Annotated in this window: 17 protein-coding genes and 1 tRNA gene; 7 read left to right on the forward strand and 11 right to left on the reverse strand. The window is 59.5% G+C overall.

What is annotated here, in order from left to right:
• Positions 1 to 10: 10 nt before the first annotated feature.
• The 6 genes from JZX89_RS19615 to JZX89_RS19640 all read right to left on the reverse strand — a co-directional run bounded on the left by JZX89_RS19615 (position 11) and on the right by JZX89_RS19640 (position 5,248).
• On the reverse strand, positions 11 to 1,471 hold the full coding sequence (locus JZX89_RS19615; protein WP_207135091.1) for a TolC family protein: 1,461 nt from the start codon (positions 1,469 to 1,471) through the stop codon (positions 11 to 13).
• Entirely contained in the window at positions 1,471 to 1,695 is a 225-nt protein-coding gene (locus JZX89_RS19620) for a hypothetical protein (protein WP_149901289.1), read from the reverse strand. Before JZX89_RS19620 ends, JZX89_RS19615 begins: the two co-directional genes overlap by 1 nt.
• Before the next feature lie 86 nt (positions 1,696 to 1,781).
• Positions 1,782 to 2,144: a hypothetical protein gene (locus tag JZX89_RS19625; protein WP_246746768.1), complete on the reverse strand. Its 363-nt coding sequence runs from the start codon at positions 2,142 to 2,144 to the stop codon at positions 1,782 to 1,784.
• 104 nt (positions 2,145 to 2,248) lie between these two features.
• Positions 2,249 to 3,256: a DUF535 family protein gene (locus JZX89_RS19630; RefSeq protein ID WP_207135093.1), complete on the reverse strand. Its 1,008-nt coding sequence runs from the start codon at positions 3,254 to 3,256 to the stop codon at positions 2,249 to 2,251.
• Between the two features lie 139 nt (positions 3,257 to 3,395).
• Positions 3,396 to 4,553 (reverse strand): ATP-binding protein, encoded by a 1,158-nt coding sequence (locus JZX89_RS19635; RefSeq protein ID WP_153515674.1) that lies wholly within the window; start codon positions 4,551 to 4,553, stop codon positions 3,396 to 3,398.
• Positions 4,550 to 5,248, reverse strand: a complete 699-nt coding sequence (locus JZX89_RS19640) for a response regulator (protein WP_149901286.1) — start codon at positions 5,246 to 5,248, stop codon at positions 4,550 to 4,552. The genes JZX89_RS19635 and JZX89_RS19640 overlap by 4 nt, the downstream gene beginning before the upstream one ends.
• A 171-nt stretch (positions 5,249 to 5,419) precedes the next feature.
• Between JZX89_RS19640 and JZX89_RS19645 the strand changes: the two genes are divergently transcribed.
• Positions 5,420 to 6,223: a phosphatase PAP2 family protein gene (locus JZX89_RS19645; protein WP_207135094.1), complete on the forward strand. Its 804-nt coding sequence runs from the start codon at positions 5,420 to 5,422 to the stop codon at positions 6,221 to 6,223.
• A gap of 54 nt (positions 6,224 to 6,277) precedes the next feature.
• On the opposite strand, the gene JZX89_RS19650 is transcribed toward JZX89_RS19645, so the two are convergent.
• The 3 genes from JZX89_RS19650 to JZX89_RS19660 form a co-directional block, all read right to left on the reverse strand.
• Positions 6,278 to 7,210: a hypothetical protein gene (locus JZX89_RS19650; protein ID WP_207135095.1), complete on the reverse strand. Its 933-nt coding sequence runs from the start codon at positions 7,208 to 7,210 to the stop codon at positions 6,278 to 6,280.
• A 119-nt stretch (positions 7,211 to 7,329) separates the two neighbouring features.
• Positions 7,330 to 8,229 (reverse strand): helix-turn-helix transcriptional regulator, encoded by a 900-nt coding sequence (locus tag JZX89_RS19655; protein ID WP_207135096.1) that lies wholly within the window; start codon positions 8,227 to 8,229, stop codon positions 7,330 to 7,332.
• Between the two features lie 99 nt (positions 8,230 to 8,328).
• Positions 8,329 to 8,775 carry an acetyltransferase gene (locus tag JZX89_RS19660; RefSeq protein ID WP_207135097.1) on the reverse strand — a complete coding sequence of 149 codons (447 nt, stop codon included), beginning with the start codon at positions 8,773 to 8,775 and terminating at the stop codon, positions 8,329 to 8,331.
• 242 nt (positions 8,776 to 9,017) lie between these two features.
• Between JZX89_RS19660 and bioB the strand changes: the two genes are divergently transcribed.
• The 5 genes from bioB to bioZ are packed head-to-tail and all read left to right on the forward strand — an operon-like array spanning position 9,018 to position 14,096.
• Positions 9,018 to 10,028 carry a biotin synthase BioB gene (gene bioB, locus JZX89_RS19665; RefSeq protein ID WP_369809576.1) on the forward strand — a complete coding sequence of 337 codons (1,011 nt, stop codon included), beginning with the start codon at positions 9,018 to 9,020 and terminating at the stop codon, positions 10,026 to 10,028.
• Positions 10,025 to 11,170: an 8-amino-7-oxononanoate synthase gene (locus JZX89_RS19670; protein WP_207135099.1), complete on the forward strand. Its 1,146-nt coding sequence runs from the start codon at positions 10,025 to 10,027 to the stop codon at positions 11,168 to 11,170. The genes bioB and JZX89_RS19670 overlap by 4 nt, the downstream gene beginning before the upstream one ends.
• The gene (gene bioD, locus JZX89_RS19675; RefSeq protein WP_207135100.1) at positions 11,167 to 11,805 is read left to right on the forward strand and encodes a dethiobiotin synthase; all 639 of its coding nucleotides are present in this window, start codon (positions 11,167 to 11,169) and stop codon (positions 11,803 to 11,805) included. Before JZX89_RS19670 ends, bioD begins: the two co-directional genes overlap by 4 nt.
• The gene (locus JZX89_RS19680; protein WP_207135101.1) at positions 11,802 to 13,064 is read left to right on the forward strand and encodes an adenosylmethionine--8-amino-7-oxononanoate transaminase; all 1,263 of its coding nucleotides are present in this window, start codon (positions 11,802 to 11,804) and stop codon (positions 13,062 to 13,064) included. The genes bioD and JZX89_RS19680 overlap by 4 nt, the downstream gene beginning before the upstream one ends.
• Positions 13,065 to 13,109: 45 nt before the next feature.
• Positions 13,110 to 14,096: a 3-oxopimeloyl-[acyl-carrier-protein] synthase BioZ gene (bioZ, locus tag JZX89_RS19685; RefSeq protein ID WP_207135102.1), complete on the forward strand. Its 987-nt coding sequence runs from the start codon at positions 13,110 to 13,112 to the stop codon at positions 14,094 to 14,096.
• 71 nt (positions 14,097 to 14,167) lie between these two features.
• On the opposite strand, the gene JZX89_RS19690 is transcribed toward bioZ, so the two are convergent.
• Together JZX89_RS19690 and JZX89_RS19695 are read right to left on the reverse strand one after the other, a co-directional pair.
• Positions 14,168 to 14,241: transfer RNA gene (locus JZX89_RS19690), tRNA-Gln, on the reverse strand.
• A 123-nt stretch (positions 14,242 to 14,364) separates the two neighbouring features.
• Positions 14,365 to 14,802, reverse strand: coding sequence for an Lrp/AsnC family transcriptional regulator (locus JZX89_RS19695; RefSeq protein WP_065116260.1), 438 nt, complete (start codon positions 14,800 to 14,802; stop codon positions 14,365 to 14,367).
• 130 nt (positions 14,803 to 14,932) lie between these two features.
• Between JZX89_RS19695 and rocF the strand changes: the two genes are divergently transcribed.
• Complete coding sequence (rocF, locus tag JZX89_RS19700) at positions 14,933 to 15,853, forward strand: arginase (RefSeq protein ID WP_207135103.1); 921 nt, start codon at positions 14,933 to 14,935, stop codon at positions 15,851 to 15,853.
• Positions 15,854 to 15,866 lie beyond the last annotated feature (13 nt).

A 15,866-nucleotide genomic window follows, 5' to 3' on the forward strand; every position in this document is an offset into this window, starting at 1 on the left:
GTTTCCTTTCTCAATGACCGCCGCCTGCCGGCGCTTCAGCCGACGCGACTTCAGTTTCGGCCGCAGCACTGCCCGTGCTTCCGCCATAGATGACGGGGGCAAGGTTGGCTTCGGCCAACCAGAAGTCGCGCTTGGCGTTGACTGCGAGGATGGTGGATTCGATTTTTTCGCGGGTATCGGCGATCAGTTCGAAGGTGCTGGTAATCATGCCGTTATAGGACAGCAGTGATTGCTCCTCGATCGCGCTGCGCAGGGGCAGGACATTGTTGCGGTAGTGGCGCGCAATGTCGTAATTCGACCTGTAGGCCAGATGGGCGGAACGGGCCTGCGAACGGATGTCGACGGCCAGCCCGGCCAGCTGGTTGGCCGCGCGCATATAGGCGAGTTCGCCCTTGCGCAGACGCGCCTGCCCGGAATCGAAAATCGGGATCGTGAAGGACAGTGAGCCGGTTCTTGCAATGTCCGAACGGGTGGCACCGTCCTCGCGTTCGCGTTCCTTCTCCCAGTTTCCGGCCAACTCGATATCGGTGACGATGCGGGTGGCGTCTTCCAGGCGATAGGATTGCGCGGTTGCCTGCAATTCGAGGCGGGCGACCTGCAAATCCATGCGTTTGTGAATTGCTTCCGCTTCGATATCGTTGCGCGCTATCAGGGTCTTCGGCAAGGAAGGAAGCCGGTTCGGGATCTGGAACTCGGCGTCCATGCCGGAAAGTCCCATCAACCGGATCAGCTCTTCCTTGGCGAGTTTTGCTGCCAGTCGCGCCTTTGCCGTTTCTCCCGTCAGCTCGGCATAGAAAACATGCTCACGGGCCTGATTGGCCTTGGGCATCGATCCCGCTTCACCGATCTTTTTCGCAAGTTCCGAAGAGGCGTCGGCTGCGACCTTCGCCTGGTTGAGATAGGCGACGTTTTCCCAAGCGGCCACGGCGTTGATCCATGCCCGACGGGTTTCAGCGGCAAGCGATACGGTGGCGATCGCCGCATTGACCTGAGCCTGGCGGAAGCGCGTATCCGCCAGTCTGATATTCTTGTCATAGGTCGCCAAGGCGAGAATATTGGCGGTGACGGCCCCTTCGAGGACGCGATACATGGCGAGCCCGGGCGTTCCGATGCCGTTTAAGCTGACGGAAAAGGTGGGAAAGACGGAAAGTTGCGTCTGCCAGGCGTCGGCAGCGCTGTCTCCAAGATCCGCATAGGATGCCTGCAGCCCCTTATTGTTCAGCAAGGCGACCTGAACGGCGGTTTCGACATCGATGGTCTTTTTGGCCATCAGCGTTTTGACACGGTCGCGCACCACCTGCGCCTGCTGCTGGTTCTGCACCCAGACAGTCTGTTTGCCGGTTGCTTCGGCGGTTTTTAGCGTTGCATCGGCAAAGCCCGCATCCTTGGCGGCATAATCAGTCGTAACGCAGCCTGCCGCGATGAGCGGAAACAGGAGGGAGGATATCAATCTGACAGGACGTGGGATCATCACGCGCCTCCCTTCGCTGGCGCCTGTGCATCGTTCAGGCCACGCCAGGGTTTCGGATCGACGGGAACGCGGTGCGTGTAAGCTCCGATCGGATTTTGATACGGAATGGGCCTGACGCTGGAGAGAGTGTCGGGGCTGTCGGTCGATATGACGACTTCAGGTAAGGTGGCTGCGCATCCGCCCGCAAAAAGCGGCAGGGCAACCACCAGGAACAAACGTTTCATGGTGAAAATCCGGGAATAAGATCATGATTGCTCCAGCACGCTCACGCGTGCAGGCGCAGGAAAGCCCGCAAAGCGGTTCCGGATATTCAGATGTTAGGGGGGCGCTGAAGCTTCGGTGCCAGACCGGCAGCGTTCGTATCGTCGATGAACGCACGCAGGGAAATGACGGTCGGATGGCTCAGGGATGAGGAGGGACACGGAATGGCCGCAACGCCACAATAATCCTGGCAGCAGGAATTTTTCGATTTTTCCTTGCTGGCGTGGTCGTGTTGATCGGCATGGTCGCCGTGATCCTGAACGGCGGTGTCGTGGTGACCCCGGCCTGACGAATGGTCGTTCTCGATCTGAGAGATCGGGACGTCATTTTCGGCATGCATTGCGGCATTGACGGTGGAAACGCTGTAGCCCGCCAGTGACAGTACCATCACTAGCCTGAACAACAGGGCCATCAATTTCGATGCTCGCAACATCCCATTCATGCGCCGTAGAAGAGCCGTAGTCCTGAGATTTGTCAATGGGTATCGCCCATAACCATCAACAAATGCATTGGGCTCTACCGACCCAGCACATTTGAGATTGTCGACCGCATTGCCGCTCGGGTTGGAATATCCTGATCGCCTTTGCCGGGTTCGCCTTCCAGAAAGCGCCTGCCGATATCAAAGAAAGACAGCTTCATCCGGCTGCGTTTGTCCGCACCCTCAAGACTGGAGACCGGTACTTTGAAACCGAATGTTTCGTCCGGCTCCGCAGAGCGTTCGCGCCAGAACGCGTCGACATCCGCAATCATCATTTTTTGCCGCCGGGCGCGGCGATAGTGGATCGGGTGTCTGGAGCGGGCGACGGCGAAATAGGCACTTGCGCTTTGGGGCATCAGTCCCTGCAGAACCATCAGGACCGCCTCCTTGGGGCGAAGTCCACAAAGATCGCGCGTGACTGACACCATCTCATCTTTTGCGGCGCGCGGCCCCTGCATACCGCCCACGACAATCGTATGGTAGTCGCGCTCGTATCGCCCCAGAAAAATGAACTTTGCGGTCCACAGAACGGCCTCGTCGCGGCTGCGCATCAACCGGACAGCAAAAGCCCCCTCGTGGCGGCCACCGCAACAATCCGCGAGAGCAAGGGTGCACCGGTACTCATCCTTTCGGCCATGAACGATGCCCATCTCCAGTGTCTTTCCTGCCCAGAGCCCGCTCATGACGGTCTTCGTGAAATGACGGTCCGCAACTATGAAATTCTCCACGAGAAAAAGCAGTCGCCTCTGCTGGGAAATTTCGCCGACGAGAAACTTCGACAGCGGTTTCTGCAGCAGTTCATCATGGGGCGGCGGCAATTTCCGCTTTGCCGAAAAAGCGGCCAGAAATCCCCACCACCGAAAGGTGACGACGGGATTGGCGGCAAAGCGCATCCAGAAAAGGACGGCCCGCTTCCAGTGCGCGCGCCCGACGAAGGTCACGATGGTCCAGAACAAGGTGAATTCGGTTGTGCCCGATGCCTTCTGCAGATCATCCGTTGCCGGAAATTTTTCTGCCTGAATGGCGGCATCGTTGGTGTGCGGCATAGGTTTGGCTTCCGGCGAGCATGGGTGTTGCAGCCGTGCATGCGCCGGATTTGTGAAGATTGTGTCGAGAAACGGTGGAGCCTGCGCTGAGCCCGGATCGCCCCCTGCGCAGGGAAAAAAGACGATAGGCGTCAGTTTTTCAGGCGGTTGCCTTGAAGAGGATTGTCACGATCGTTCCGCCATCCTGTCCGGCCGCGATCTGCATGTCGCTATTGTGTGCCTGTGCAATGGCTCGGGCGATCGATAAGCCGAGCCCCGTACCCCCGGTGGTGCGGGCACGTGAAGGTTCCGTGCGCCAGAAGAGTTCGATGCCGTGCGCCTCGACGCCGGGTGGAAAGCCCGGCCCCCTGTCTTCGATGGCGACAAAGGGACGCCCCTCCCGAATGCCGGTTGAACAGCGCAGGCTTTTCCCGCTTGCCGCATAACGGCGTACATTGTCGATCAGGATAAGGAGCAGCTGCCGAAGACGTTGACGATCGCCATGAGCGGGAGCCGGGTCCAGCGACAGGTCGAGACAGATACCGGCCTCGTCGAGAAGAGGCCGCGCGGCTTCCACTACCGCTGCACATTCGGTTGCGAGATCAAGTGGCTCAATGTCTTTCACGAGGCTGTTGGTTTCCGCCAGAGAAAGTGTCCGCAGATCATCCACCAGCCGTGCCAGCCCTTCCACCTGGACAATGAGATGGCGAATGGCCTGCTTGTCGAGGGGAAAGATATCATCCGCAATGCCATGCAGACGGCCTTGCAGGATGGTAAGCGGGGTTCGCAGCTCATGGGCAACTGCCATCGTATTAAATTTCAGGCGGCGCTCCATCATCTGAAGCTCCTGTTTCAGGCTGTCGAAACTGTCGACCAGAAAGACGATTTCGACGATACGGTTTGCCTTGACCTTTTCGCCGCTGCTGAAGTCGCCGGCGGCCATGCGCTGGGCGGCCATGGTCAGCTCCCGCAAGGGGGCGGCAATGCGCCGGGAGATGATATAGCCGAGCAGACTGCACAGCAGCACACCGGCCAGTCCGAAGACGAACACCGATGCGACGAGCTCGTCATCGCCCGCACTCTGCACAAGGGGCAAAACGTCGAGGAGCGCCTGGAGCTGCTGTTGGTCCGGCATCACACCGCGATCTATGTCCGAGAAGGCTTTGGCGGCGTCCGGCGACAGCCCGGCAATCGCGCGTTCTTGAATGTTGTCCGCATACCAGGACACGCCGTAATAGACCATTGCAACGGCAAAGATGAGCATCGTGGTGATCGTGATCGCCGTCATCGTGCTGAGGCTCAGGCGCCGGAACCTCATGGTTTCTGCTCTCCGGCAAGCCGATAACCAATACTGCGCACCGAGACCAGATAGCCGCAAGCGCCATGATCCGTCAGCTTCTTGCGCAGATTGGCAATGTGCGTGTCGATCGTGCGCGCCAGCGCGTCGCTCTCCGGCAAACAGGCGTCGAGAATATCTGCGCGCTGAAACGCATGGGTGGGGCGGCGCGCCATATGGGCAAGTATCCGGAATTCGCTGAGCGTCAGGGGCAGAATGGTTCTGCCCGCCTCACCATAAACCGCCGCTATATAGGATTCCGTATCGATTTCGATGGTGCCGAAACGTAGGATACCAGCACCGGCCGGCTGTCGCGTGCGCTTCAGGACGGCATTAACCCGCGCGATTATTTCCTGCGGATTGAAAGGCTTGATGATGTAGTCGTCGGCGCCGAGGCGCAGGCCGGTCAGCTTGTCGATATCTTCCGCAAGTGCTGTCACCATGATGACCGGCGTATCCCGCTCACGCCGGATGCGCGTCAATACGTCGATGCCGTCGAGCTTTGGCAAACCAATGTCGAGAAGAATGAGATCCGGTCTCAGCATGGAGAAATGCGTGATCGCCGTTTCTCCATCACCCGCCCTGACGGTTCTGTATCCATCGCGAATGAGATAAGCGTCCAGAATCTGCATGATATCGGGATCGTCTTCGACGATGAGAATGAGCCCTCTGTCCATGCTGTACCTGCAATTTTACGTATATAAGCCGCGTTAATACTGCGACGCTAAGCCGGTGCGAAGCATCGGGCAAGAGTTCGCGTGTGAGATATCGGCCGTGGGAGCTGTTTTCCTCACGCTCTTGGGTATTTCTCCGCAAAGGCTTGACATTTCTGCGGAAAAGAACCGGCCATGCGCCAGTATCTCCTCAGTAAAACCGAATGCGAAAAGCTGAAACGACCCGTAAGGCCAAAATTTCGCGCCAGCGCCGGTCGCACCGTAAGTCGGGCTTTCCGCGACCCCTCCCTGCTCGCTCTGTCGGTCGCATTCGCGATGATGCTGTTCTTCTCCAAGTGGCCGAATATCGATCTCGATGTCAGCCTCGCATTCTGGAGCGACGGCTTTCGCCTCGGGGAGGACAGGTTTTTAGTTTCCGTCCGCGATCTGAACCGTGTTCTGCCGTCTGTTCTGTTGCCTGGACTTGTATGCGTGCTTTTTGCCGTGCCCTTTTTTGCCGGCTTCAGGCGGGTTTTTCGCCCTCACAAATTGCTGTTGATCCTTACTTTTTACGCCTTGGGGCCGGGGGCGACTGTCCACCTCCTGAAGAGCCTGTTTGCCCGCGCAAGGCCGCAGGAACTCGGCGACTTTGGAGGAAACCTGTTTTTCACGCCGGTTCTTTCGTTTGATGGAGCCTGCGCGCGCAGTTGTTCTTTCCCGTCTGGTGAAAGCTCCACCGCAATCGCTTTGCTGGCCTTCACCATTCTCCTGCCCAAAAAACTCCAGCTTATCAGCGCAGCGACATTGATGCCGTTTATCGTGATTTTCTCGCTGAACAGGGTTGCGATGGGAGCACATTTTCTGTCCGATGTCCTGATCGCATGGCCATTGATGCTTGCGGTGTTTCTTTCACTGCACCGGCTGTTTTCAAAACATCGGCATGCGATTGATGCCGTTTTTTTACGCAGGGTCAGCGGGACGCGGCAGGCTGCAGGATAATGACCATGCCCGGATCCACGATCTTCGCGATCACGGCAGCGATCTTATCCATTCCTAGAAAATCTCCATGAAGGCATCATCGAGAATGAGCAGCTTGCGCGCCTGTGTGAGGGCATATTCCTCGTAAAAACCCTGTGAGATCCAGAGGGCGGAACGGCCCCGCCGCCCGCTCCAGCCGATGCCGCCGATCATTTCGGCCGCTGCAAGTTTACGGCTGACATGGGTTCGCGACAGTGAAAGCGATTGCGCCAGTTGTGAGGCGGTCTTCACATCCGTCAGGTGCCTGCCATGTTCAAGAGGGCTTTCCCAGTCGATACCGGCAATCAGCCGGTCCATCAGCAAGCCGCCAGCATCGAACCAGTTGAAGATGATGGAAAGCGGGCCGGGGCAGCGCACTTCCGGATTGGACAGCAGCGCCTGTGCCACGCGAGGATGGATATGTGCGAGCATGGTTTCGGACCGCTCGATGAAGCGTGAGGCCCTTAATCCTTCGTCGATAAGGTCCAACGCCTGAAAATGGACGTCATACCAATGGGCGAGCATCGCCAGCGTCAATGGTGAAGGCGCCACGCCATCGACCCTGTCGCTGTCGGATTGGGTCACCGGTCTCGTCAGCCCGCGTTTCAGCGCCTGCTTGAAGAAAATATAGGCGACATCGTGGCTGGCGAGGCCGTTCTTCAGCGCCAGTTGCGCGAAATCCACCGGGGTCAGGAAAGGTTCGCCCCTTTCAGTCTCGCAGATGCTGCGCTTCTGGAAATAAAGCGCCACCAGCGCGTGGCACAGAAGCCGGCTCTGGCGTGTCGCGAAAAGCGCGATCATCTCGGGTGAACCTTCATAAAGGGTTATGAAGCTCCCGGCCAACAGGCGCAGTGCGGCCGTAAAAGAAGCGGTTTGAACCAGCGCGTCGATTTCGCTCAGTGGTGGCCTGCCGGCCCTCGTGGCGGTATCCGGCAGCCCGGAAATCGCAAAATCGAAAAAATTGGTCATGGCGCGCGCTCCTCGAATTGCCGGCATCACCTCTCTTTGGAGGTGATTGGATTGAACGATCCATGGGCCTTACAGGGCCGGGGATGAGGCGTCTTCTCATTGCGCGCAGAGGCGAAATTTTAAACCGTGGGCAGGCCCATGGTGCGGGCGTCGCCCGGCGCCATGCCGTAGGCGGCGGCAAACACCCGGTAGAAGGTGGCGAGGCTGTCGAAACCGCAGCCATATGCGATCTGCGTGATCGGCAAAACGGGAACCTCCAGCAGCAGCCGTTTTGCCTCCTCGACCCGCATGGAGGACAGGGTGCGGGAAAATGACAGTTCAGCACCCTCGAACACGACGTGCAATTGCCGCAGCGAAATTCCCAGTTCTTTCGCCACTGCGGCGGGCGTCAGGTTTTGCCGGGATTTTTTCCGCATCATGATGTCCTGGGCTGCGTAACAAAGACCGGTGCGAAGGGCGGCGCGCACCTCCGGCATGGCGGGAGAAAGCCGCCCGCGCGCCGTCATCGCAAGCCGGGTGATGTGGGTCACATCGCGGGCGGGATCGATGAGCCGGCCATGATCGGCATTCAGCGCGTTGAAGAGCGCCCGGAACGGCGCGGAGAAGGCGGCATTGTCCGCATAAGGGGCCGCAAACAGGTCATAGGCCGTCTGGCCAAGCATGGCCTCGTAGTCGACGGGGATTTTGAGCATCCTGAAATGAAAATGGTCTTCGTCGCCCGGTATTCCGGCATAGGGCAAATCCGAATGGTTGATGGTGATATCGCCGCCGCCAACGGCATGAACCCGGTCCCTGCCCGTATAGAGCAACCCGGAACCTCTGATCTGCAGGCCGATGCAGAGGCTGTCACCGGCAATGCGGGCAATGTCGGCTTCCGTGCGATCGACCCGGTAGGAGGAGGCGCGCATCTCGCTCACGACGGCGTTGGCGATGGCTCGTGCCTGAAATGACCCCTGAAAGCTGTGGCGGCGATCCCGCGCAAGCTCGATCGTTACGCCAAACAGGCTTTTGCCGCGCACCTCGCGCCATTGATCGAAGCGGTGCTCGGGCAGGAAATCGTCGGTTGCGAAACGGATGTTGGTATTCGTGGCCTGGCCCTCCCCGACGATCCCGGCGGCCTATTTTTCTGTTGCGCGAAATCGAAGATGAACGAGCGGGTAGGGCCGCCCCTGTCCGTCAAGATCGGAGCGGCCTGTCGGTTCGAACCCCAGCTTGCGGTAAAAGCCCATGGCCTCGATGTTCTGTTCGTTGACATCGGTGGTCAGCTCCGGATGTGCGGCGATTGCCGCCTGCACCAGCGCCTTGCCGATGCCTTTGCCGTGATGATCCGGATCGATGAAAAGCGCCTCCATGTGCCCTTCATGCAGAAACATGAAGCCGAGCGGGTCATCCGAAGCATCCACCGCAAGCGTCAGGGGCATTTGCGGGAGAAAGGCTTTGACTTCCTCTCCGATCGCGGCGCGATCCGCCGGAAGAAGGAAGCCGTGGGTGGCGTCGACGGCCCGGCTCCATATGTCGAGGATGCGGGGTGCATCGCGGGTGGTGGAGGGGCGAAGTGTGATCATGTCCCACCCTTAGCAATTGCGATCTTTTCACGCCATGGGGCCGCCTTCATCTTTTTCGCGAGTACCTTTGCGGTCGATGAATTTCCGGGGCGGAAGCTGTCGATTTTAGCTCCGTTGTCCAGCCGGATTCACGGCGCAGAGAATTTTCGCGAAAAAAGCGCTTGCAAAAACAGAGATAAAAAAAATAGATAAAAAAGAGTTCTATCTATTTATTTTGAAGGAGAGGCTGTCAAATGGATCAGATGATTGCGCAAATGGCCCGAAATCAGGTTGCGGTTCCAGCAATTGAGGCAAGCTCGGCACTGGAAGAAGCAAAAATTATCTATAATTTACCGTTTAACGACCTGCTTTTCCAAGCCCAACAGGTGCATCGCCGTCATTTCGATGCCAATGCCATCCAGATGAGCAGGCTCCTGTCCATCAAAACGGGTGGATGCCCCGAGGATTGCAGTTACTGCAGCCAATCCGCCCGCAACCCGACGGGTCTGAAGGCCTCCAAGCTCATGGAAGTGGAGCGGGTGCTGGCGGAGGCGCGCAAGGCGAAGGAAGGTGGGGCGACGCGTTATTGCATGGGTGCGGCCTGGCGCAACCCCAAGGAACGCGACATGGAGGCCGTGGTGGCGATGGTCGAGGGCGTCAAGGCTCTCGGTATGGAGACCTGCATGACACTCGGCATGCTGACGCCGGAGCAATCCGAACGGCTTGCCGATGCCGGGCTCGATTATTACAATCACAATGTCGATACGTCCGAGCGCTTTTATTCGCAGATCATCACCACCCGCACTTTTGAAGATCGGCTGGAAACGCTCGCCAATGTCCGCGATGCGGGTATCAAGGTCTGTGCCGGCGGCATTCTCGGCATGGGGGAAACGGTCGAGGATCGCATTTCGATGCTGGTGACACTTGCCAATCTGCCGGTTCCGCCGGAGAGCGTGCCGATCAACATGCTGATCCCGATCCCCGGTTCGAAGCTTGCCGACGCCGATCCTGTCGACCCGATCGATTTCGTCCGCACCATCGCACTGGCACGAATCCTGATGCCGCGTTCGCATGTGCGGCTTTCCGCCGGACGCACCGAGATGAGCGACGAGACGCAGGCGCTCTGTTTCCTGGCCGGGGCCAATTCCATTTTCGTCGGTGAAACGCTGCTGACAGCGGATAATCCAGGTGAGGATCACGATACGGCACTGTTCCGGCGTCTGGGTCTTAAGCCGATGGAGTTGCAGCCTGCACCATCAGGAGAGGGCCGGTGAACGCATCGGCACTCTCCGCTTACGAGGTGAAACTTGCCGGCCTGCACCGCAAATCGCGGCTACGGGCTCTCGTTCCCCAACAGGGGATCGATTTCACCTCCAACGACTATATCGGGCTCGCCGATGCGCCCCGGCTGAAGGCGGCGATTACCGAAGCAATCGAAAGGGGCGTGCCGGTCGGCGCGGGCGGCTCACGGTTGCTTCGCGGCAACCACCCGGAACATGAGGCGCTGGAGGTGGAGGCGGCGGCGTTTTTCGGGGCGGAAAAAACGATCTATTTTGGCAGCGGTTTCGCCGCCAATGTCGCGCTTTTTTCGACGTTGCCGCTGCGCGATGATCTCGTCCTTTATGATGCGTTGATCCATGCGAGCGTGCATGATGGTATCGCGGCCGGCAAGGCGCAGGCGCTCGCCGTGCCGCATAACGAGGTCGAAGCGTTCGAACGGGAAATAAACCGCTGGCGACAGGCTGGCGGTCGTGGACGGCCGTGGATTGCGGTTGAGAGCCTTTATTCCATGGATGGCGACCGGGCGCCGCTAGCTGGCCTTGCCGATCTTGCCGAACGGCATGGCGGTTTTCTTGTGGTCGATGAAGCGCATGCCACCGGCGTTTTCGGACCGGGCGGTCGTGGTCTTGCGGCAGAGCTGGAAGGGCGGGGCAATGTGGTGGCATTGCACACCTGCGGCAAGGCGCTTGGGCTTTCCGGCGCACTTCTGAGCTTGCCTGCGGTTCTCGCCGACTACCTCATCAACCGCGCCCGGGGTTTCATCTATTCCACCGCGCCTTCGCCGCTGATGGCGGCGGCGGTGCGGGAAGCCTTGCGGATCGTCGCTGACGAAAGTTGGCGGCGGTCGCGGCTGGCGGCACTGATAAATTTTGCCGGTGAAGAACTACGCTCCCGGCTCGGGGTGACGTCAAGCGGTTCGCAGATCATGCCGGTGATGATCGGCGACAATGCCCGTTCGCTCGGCATAGCCGCGCGCCTGCGGGAAGGCGGTTTTGACGTGCGGGCGATCCGCCCGCCGACGGTGCCGGAAGGAACGGCGCGCCTGCGTCTTTCCATCACGCTGAATGTGGATGAGAGCCAGATTGCCGATATGGTTGGGCTGCTGGCCCTGACGCTGAAGGAGGAGCGGGCATGAGCCTTCGTTTCGTCATTTCCGGAACCGATACGGGCATCGGCAAGACGGTTTTTGCCGCAGCGCTCACCCACGCCCTGCAGGCCTCCTACTGGAAGCCGGTCCAATCCGGGCTGGAAGAAGAGACCGACAGCGAGACGGTGGAGCGGCTGGGTGGTGCGCCGCGCACCCGGATCCTGCCGGAAGCCTATCGTCTCCAAATGCCGGCCTCGCCGCATCTTTCAGCCCGTCTCGACAGTGTGACGATCGATCCCACTCTCCTGCAACCGCCGGAAACGAAGGGGCCGCTGGTAATTGAAGGGGCGGGCGGGCTTCTGGTGCCGCTGACCGACAGATTGCTATTTGCCGATATCTTCACCCGCTGGCAAATTCCGCTGATCCTGTGCGCCAGAACTGCGCTCGGCACCATCAACCACACGCTGCTGTCGCTTGAGGCGCTGCGGTTGCGGGCCATTCCGGTGCATGGTCTGGTTTTCATCGGCGACGAGCACGCGGAAAATGAGCGCATCATCACCGATATCGGCGGGGTTCGTGCACTCGGCCGTCTGCCGCGTCTGTCTCAGATGACCGCCGGGGCGCTGCATCAGGCTTTCGCCCAACAATTTAATCTTGCCGATTTTCTGGAGGTTACGGCATGAGCCGTTCGCCCATCTGGCATCCCTTTACCCAGCACGGGCTGGAACCGCCGATGAAACGTATCGTGTCCACGCAAGGTGCCTATCTCGTTGATGAGGATGGCGCTCGGCTATTCGATGCGATTTCATCCTGGTGGGTCATTACCCACGGTCACCGGCACCCGGCGATCATGGCCGCCATCCGTGCCGCGACGGAGGCCCTCGATCAGGTCATTTTTGCGGAATTCTCGCACGAGCCTGCCGAAGCACTGGCAAAAGGGCTGATCGACATTGCCCCCGCCGGGCTGGAACACGTGTTTTATTCCGATAGCGGATCGACCGCGGTGGAGGTGGCGCTGAAAATGGCGCTCGGTTATTTCCATAATCGCGGAGAAAGACGTGATCGCATCGTGGTGATGGAGCATGGCTATCATGGCGATACGATCGGCACCATGTCCACCGGCGAACGCGGTGTGTTCAACGCCGCTTACGAGCCGCTGCTCTTCGGTGTCGACCGTCTGGCTTTTCCGGACCAGGGCAGAGGGCAAGCCACCCTCGATATGTTTGAACATTTCTGCCGTTCGGGCCGTGTCGCCGCCCTGTTGATCGAGCCGCTGGTGCTCGGCGCCGGCGGCATGAAGATGTATGGCGCAGATGTTCTGGCCGGGTTGAAGCAGATTGCCGAACGCCATGGCTGCCTGTTCATTGCCGATGAGGTAATGACCGGTTGGGGCCGGACGGGATGCCTTTTCGCATGTGAGCAAGCCGGAATTTCTCCGGATATCCTGTGCACTTCCAAGGGCCTGACCGGCGGTTCCCTGCCGCTGGCGGTCACGCTGTGCAGCGGCGATATCTTCGATGCGCATTTTTCGACCGATCGCCGCAAGACCTTCTTCCATTCGAGTTCCTACACCGCCAATCCGATTGCCTGCGCCGCCGCCGTCGCCAATCTTCAAGTCTGGCGGGATGAGCCGGTGGCGCAGCGTATCGGGCAACTGGAACAGATGCTGGGGGACCATCTGCGGCGCTTTGCGGATGATGGACGTTTTGCCAATATCCGGCAGGCGGGCACCATAGCCGCACTCGATCTCGTGGTGCCTTCCGGCGGTTATCTGGCCGAAGTCGGGCCACGCATGCGGCGTCTGTTTCGCGAGCGCGGGTTTGTCATCCGGCCCCTCGGCAACGTGGTTTATCTGATGCCCCCCTATTGTTCGACATCAGACGATCTGAGCCGTGCCTTCGATGCCATCGATGAAGTGGCCTCGATCGTGACCGAAGCGTGAGACCGGATATCCGCACCCTCAAAGATATTTTCGAAAGACCAGACAATGCAGATACTTTCTTCGCGCATGGCCGGCTTTGGACATGCCGTTCCGGGGCGATGCGTCGGCAATGACGAGATAGAGGTGCGCCTTGGGCTGGAGACCGGCTGGATCGAGCGGCGAACCGGCATTCTCAAGCGCTATTGGGCGCAAGAGGGTGACACGCTGAGCGGTCTTGCCGCCGAAGCTGGCCGCATGGCGCTGGAAGACGCGGAGATCGCCCCTGACGACATCGCGCTGACATTGCTGGCGACCTCCACGCCGGATCACCTTCTGCCGCCTTCGGCACCGCTGCTGGCCCATCGGCTGGGCCTGACGCAATCGGGCGGTATCGATCTTGCCGGCGCCTGTTCCGGCTTTCTTTACGCGCTCACCCTTGCCGATGGTTTTGTCCGCACCCATGGTCGCGCCGTGCTAATCGTTGCGGCCAATATTCTGAGCCGCCGCATCAACCTTCAGGAAAGGGCAAGCGCTGTCCTTTTTGCCGACGCTGCCGGGGCGGTTGTACTCAAGCCGTGTCGGGAGGCGCAGCGTGGCCTTCTGTCAGCCGACCTGCGTTCTGATGGCAGCGGTTACGATCTGATCCGGATAGCCGCAGGCGGCAGCAGCCAGCCGTTTGCCGCTGATACGCCCACCGAGGATACGCTGATGACGATGCGCGACGGCCGCGAGGTCTTCTCCCGCGCCGTGGCGCTGATGACCCGGACCTCACAGCGTGTGCTGCAACAGGCGGAACTGTCGGCCACCAATATCGACCGTTTCGTGCCCCATCAGGCCAATGCCCGCATGTTCGATGCCGTCTGCGGCAATCTCGGCATCGACCGGCAAAAAACCGTCCGCACGGTGGAGAGCTTCGGCAATTCCTCCGCAGCGACCATTCCGCTGTCGCTCTCCGTTGCCAACGCTGAAAGGCGCATCGCAAAGGGCGAGACGTTATTGCTCACCGCCGCAGGAGCCGGTTTGACCGGGGGGGCAATTGTCTATCGAGACTAGCCCCGTGACAGTGCGCAGAACGAAAAGCCAAACACGACGAATGATAGATGTTTAATTTTATTTGAAGAAATTGGCTGGGGAACCTGGACTCGAACCAAGATTAACGGAGTCAGAGTCCGTCGTTCTACCATTGAACTATTCCCCAAAAGCCTGAAGCGCGTTGCCGCGTTCGCTTCGGTGGGTCGTCATATAGATGATTTATGCTGGGGCGCAAGTCGAAAAAATCGAAAAATGCGTTTTCAGGGCTCTTTTGCGTTTTGTCTCTTGGCTAGAGCCGTGCGCGTGTGGAGCGCGGGGTGGAGAGCAGCAGGCTGGTTTCGCTGCCGGTGATGCCGGGCACCAGGCGGATGCGGCGCAGCACGGCGTCGAAATCGCTGAGCGTGGCGGCGTTGAGTTCCACGATCAGGTCCCAGCGGCCGTTGGTGGTGTGGATTTCGGATATTTCCGGGAAGCCGCCGAGGGTGCGGATGACGCGGTCCGTCACATGACCTTCAATCTCGATCATCATGATACCGCGGATTGCCGCCTCCACAGCATCGGCGCGCAGGATGACGGTGTAACCGATGATGGTGCCGTCGTTTTCCATTCTTTCGATGCGTGAGCGAACCGTCGCGCGCGAGGTTTCCGTCTCCACTGCCAGATCGGAAATGCTGCGTCTGCCATTGTGCCGCAAAAGGGTCACGAGCCGTTCGTCGAGATTATCCATGACTACCAGTTTGATAAAGTGATTTTATCAGATTGATAATTCATTTCGATAATCTTGCCAATATTTGATGTTCAATCCGCCATGTCTCTATGGTTTAGTGATGTTGTTGGTCGGGAAAGCGAGGACGGGAATGGATATCAGGCTTATTGGTGCACCTCTGCAGATCGGAGCGGGGCAATTGGGATGCGAAATGGGGCCGAGCGCCTATCGCATCGCCGGTCTCGTGCGGGCGCTGGAGGATCTGGGGCACCGGGTGGTCGATACCGGCAATGTGACGCCGGCGCCGCTCAGGGAATTTCGCCACCCCAATCCAGCCGTGCATCATCTGGAGGAAACCGTGGCCTGGACCGAGGCGCTGACGGAGGCGGCCTATCGTGAAAGTGCGGATGCCGTGCCCATCTTTCTTGGCGGCGACCATGCGATTTCGGCAGGAACGGTGGCCGGCATGGCGCGCAGGGTTGCCGAGACGGGTCGGCCGTTTTTCGTACTCTGGCTCGATGCCCATACCGATTATCACACGCTGGAGACGACACGCAGCGGCAATCTGCATGGCACGCCCGTCGCCTATTTCAGCGGTCGTGACGGGTTTGTCGGTTATTTCCCGCCGCTCTCCCACGCCGTGCCGGAAGAAAATATCGGCATGATCGGTATCCGCAGCGTCGACCCCGCCGAAAGGGCGGCGCTGGAAGAGAGCGGCATCACCGTTCACGACATGCGCTCGATAGACGAGCACGGCGTTGCGGTTCTGCTGCGCGAATTTCTGGCGCGAGTTCAGGCGGCGAACGGCCTACTGCATGTCAGTCTCGATGTCGATTTTCTCGAGCCGTCGATTGCGCCTGCGGTTGGCACCACCGTTCCGGGCGGCGCGACGTTCCGGGAAGCGCATCTGGTGATGGAAATGTTGCATGATAGCGGGCTGGTCTGCAGTCTCGATCTCGTGGAACTCAACCCATTTCTCGACGAGCGCGGCAGGACGGCGACGCTGATGGTGGATCTCGCCGCAAGCCTGATGGGCAAGCGGGTCATGGACCGCCCGACGCGGGCTGGCTGAAAGGGATGATGCG

Origin of the sequence: Agrobacterium burrii, from assembly GCF_017313405.1 — a bacterium.
GTDB classification, from domain to species: Bacteria; Pseudomonadota; Alphaproteobacteria; order Rhizobiales; family Rhizobiaceae; genus Agrobacterium; species Agrobacterium burrii.

Excerpts from the sequence above, each read along its gene's own strand:
- JZX89_RS19635 (WP_153515674.1), bottom strand. The coding sequence starts at position 4,553 with ATGAGGTTCCGGCGCCTGAGCCTCAGCACGATGACGGCGATCACGATC.
- JZX89_RS19680 (WP_207135101.1), top strand. The coding sequence starts at position 11,802 with ATGAGCCGTTCGCCCATCTGGCATCCCTTTACCCAGCACGGGCTGGAA.
- JZX89_RS19625 (WP_246746768.1), bottom strand. The coding sequence starts at position 2,144 with ATGGCCCTGTTGTTCAGGCTAGTGATGGTACTGTCACTGGCGGGCTAC.
- bioD (WP_207135100.1), top strand. The coding sequence starts at position 11,167 with ATGAGCCTTCGTTTCGTCATTTCCGGAACCGATACGGGCATCGGCAAG.
- JZX89_RS19650 (WP_207135095.1), bottom strand. The coding sequence starts at position 7,210 with ATGACCAATTTTTTCGATTTTGCGATTTCCGGGCTGCCGGATACCGCC.
- JZX89_RS19620 (WP_149901289.1), bottom strand. The coding sequence starts at position 1,695 with ATGAAACGTTTGTTCCTGGTGGTTGCCCTGCCGCTTTTTGCGGGCGGA.
- bioZ (WP_207135102.1), top strand. The coding sequence starts at position 13,110 with ATGCAGATACTTTCTTCGCGCATGGCCGGCTTTGGACATGCCGTTCCG.
- bioB (WP_369809576.1), top strand. The coding sequence starts at position 9,018 with ATGATTGCGCAAATGGCCCGAAATCAGGTTGCGGTTCCAGCAATTGAG.
- JZX89_RS19630 (WP_207135093.1), bottom strand. The coding sequence starts at position 3,256 with ATGCCGCACACCAACGATGCCGCCATTCAGGCAGAAAAATTTCCGGCA.
- JZX89_RS19695 (WP_065116260.1), bottom strand. The coding sequence starts at position 14,802 with ATGGATAATCTCGACGAACGGCTCGTGACCCTTTTGCGGCACAATGGC.
- JZX89_RS19645 (WP_207135094.1), top strand. The coding sequence starts at position 5,420 with ATGCGCCAGTATCTCCTCAGTAAAACCGAATGCGAAAAGCTGAAACGA.
- rocF (WP_207135103.1), top strand. The coding sequence starts at position 14,933 with ATGGATATCAGGCTTATTGGTGCACCTCTGCAGATCGGAGCGGGGCAA.
- JZX89_RS19615 (WP_207135091.1), bottom strand. The coding sequence starts at position 1,471 with ATGATCCCACGTCCTGTCAGATTGATATCCTCCCTCCTGTTTCCGCTC.
- JZX89_RS19660 (WP_207135097.1), bottom strand. The coding sequence starts at position 8,775 with ATGATCACACTTCGCCCCTCCACCACCCGCGATGCACCCCGCATCCTC.
- JZX89_RS19640 (WP_149901286.1), bottom strand. The coding sequence starts at position 5,248 with ATGGACAGAGGGCTCATTCTCATCGTCGAAGACGATCCCGATATCATG.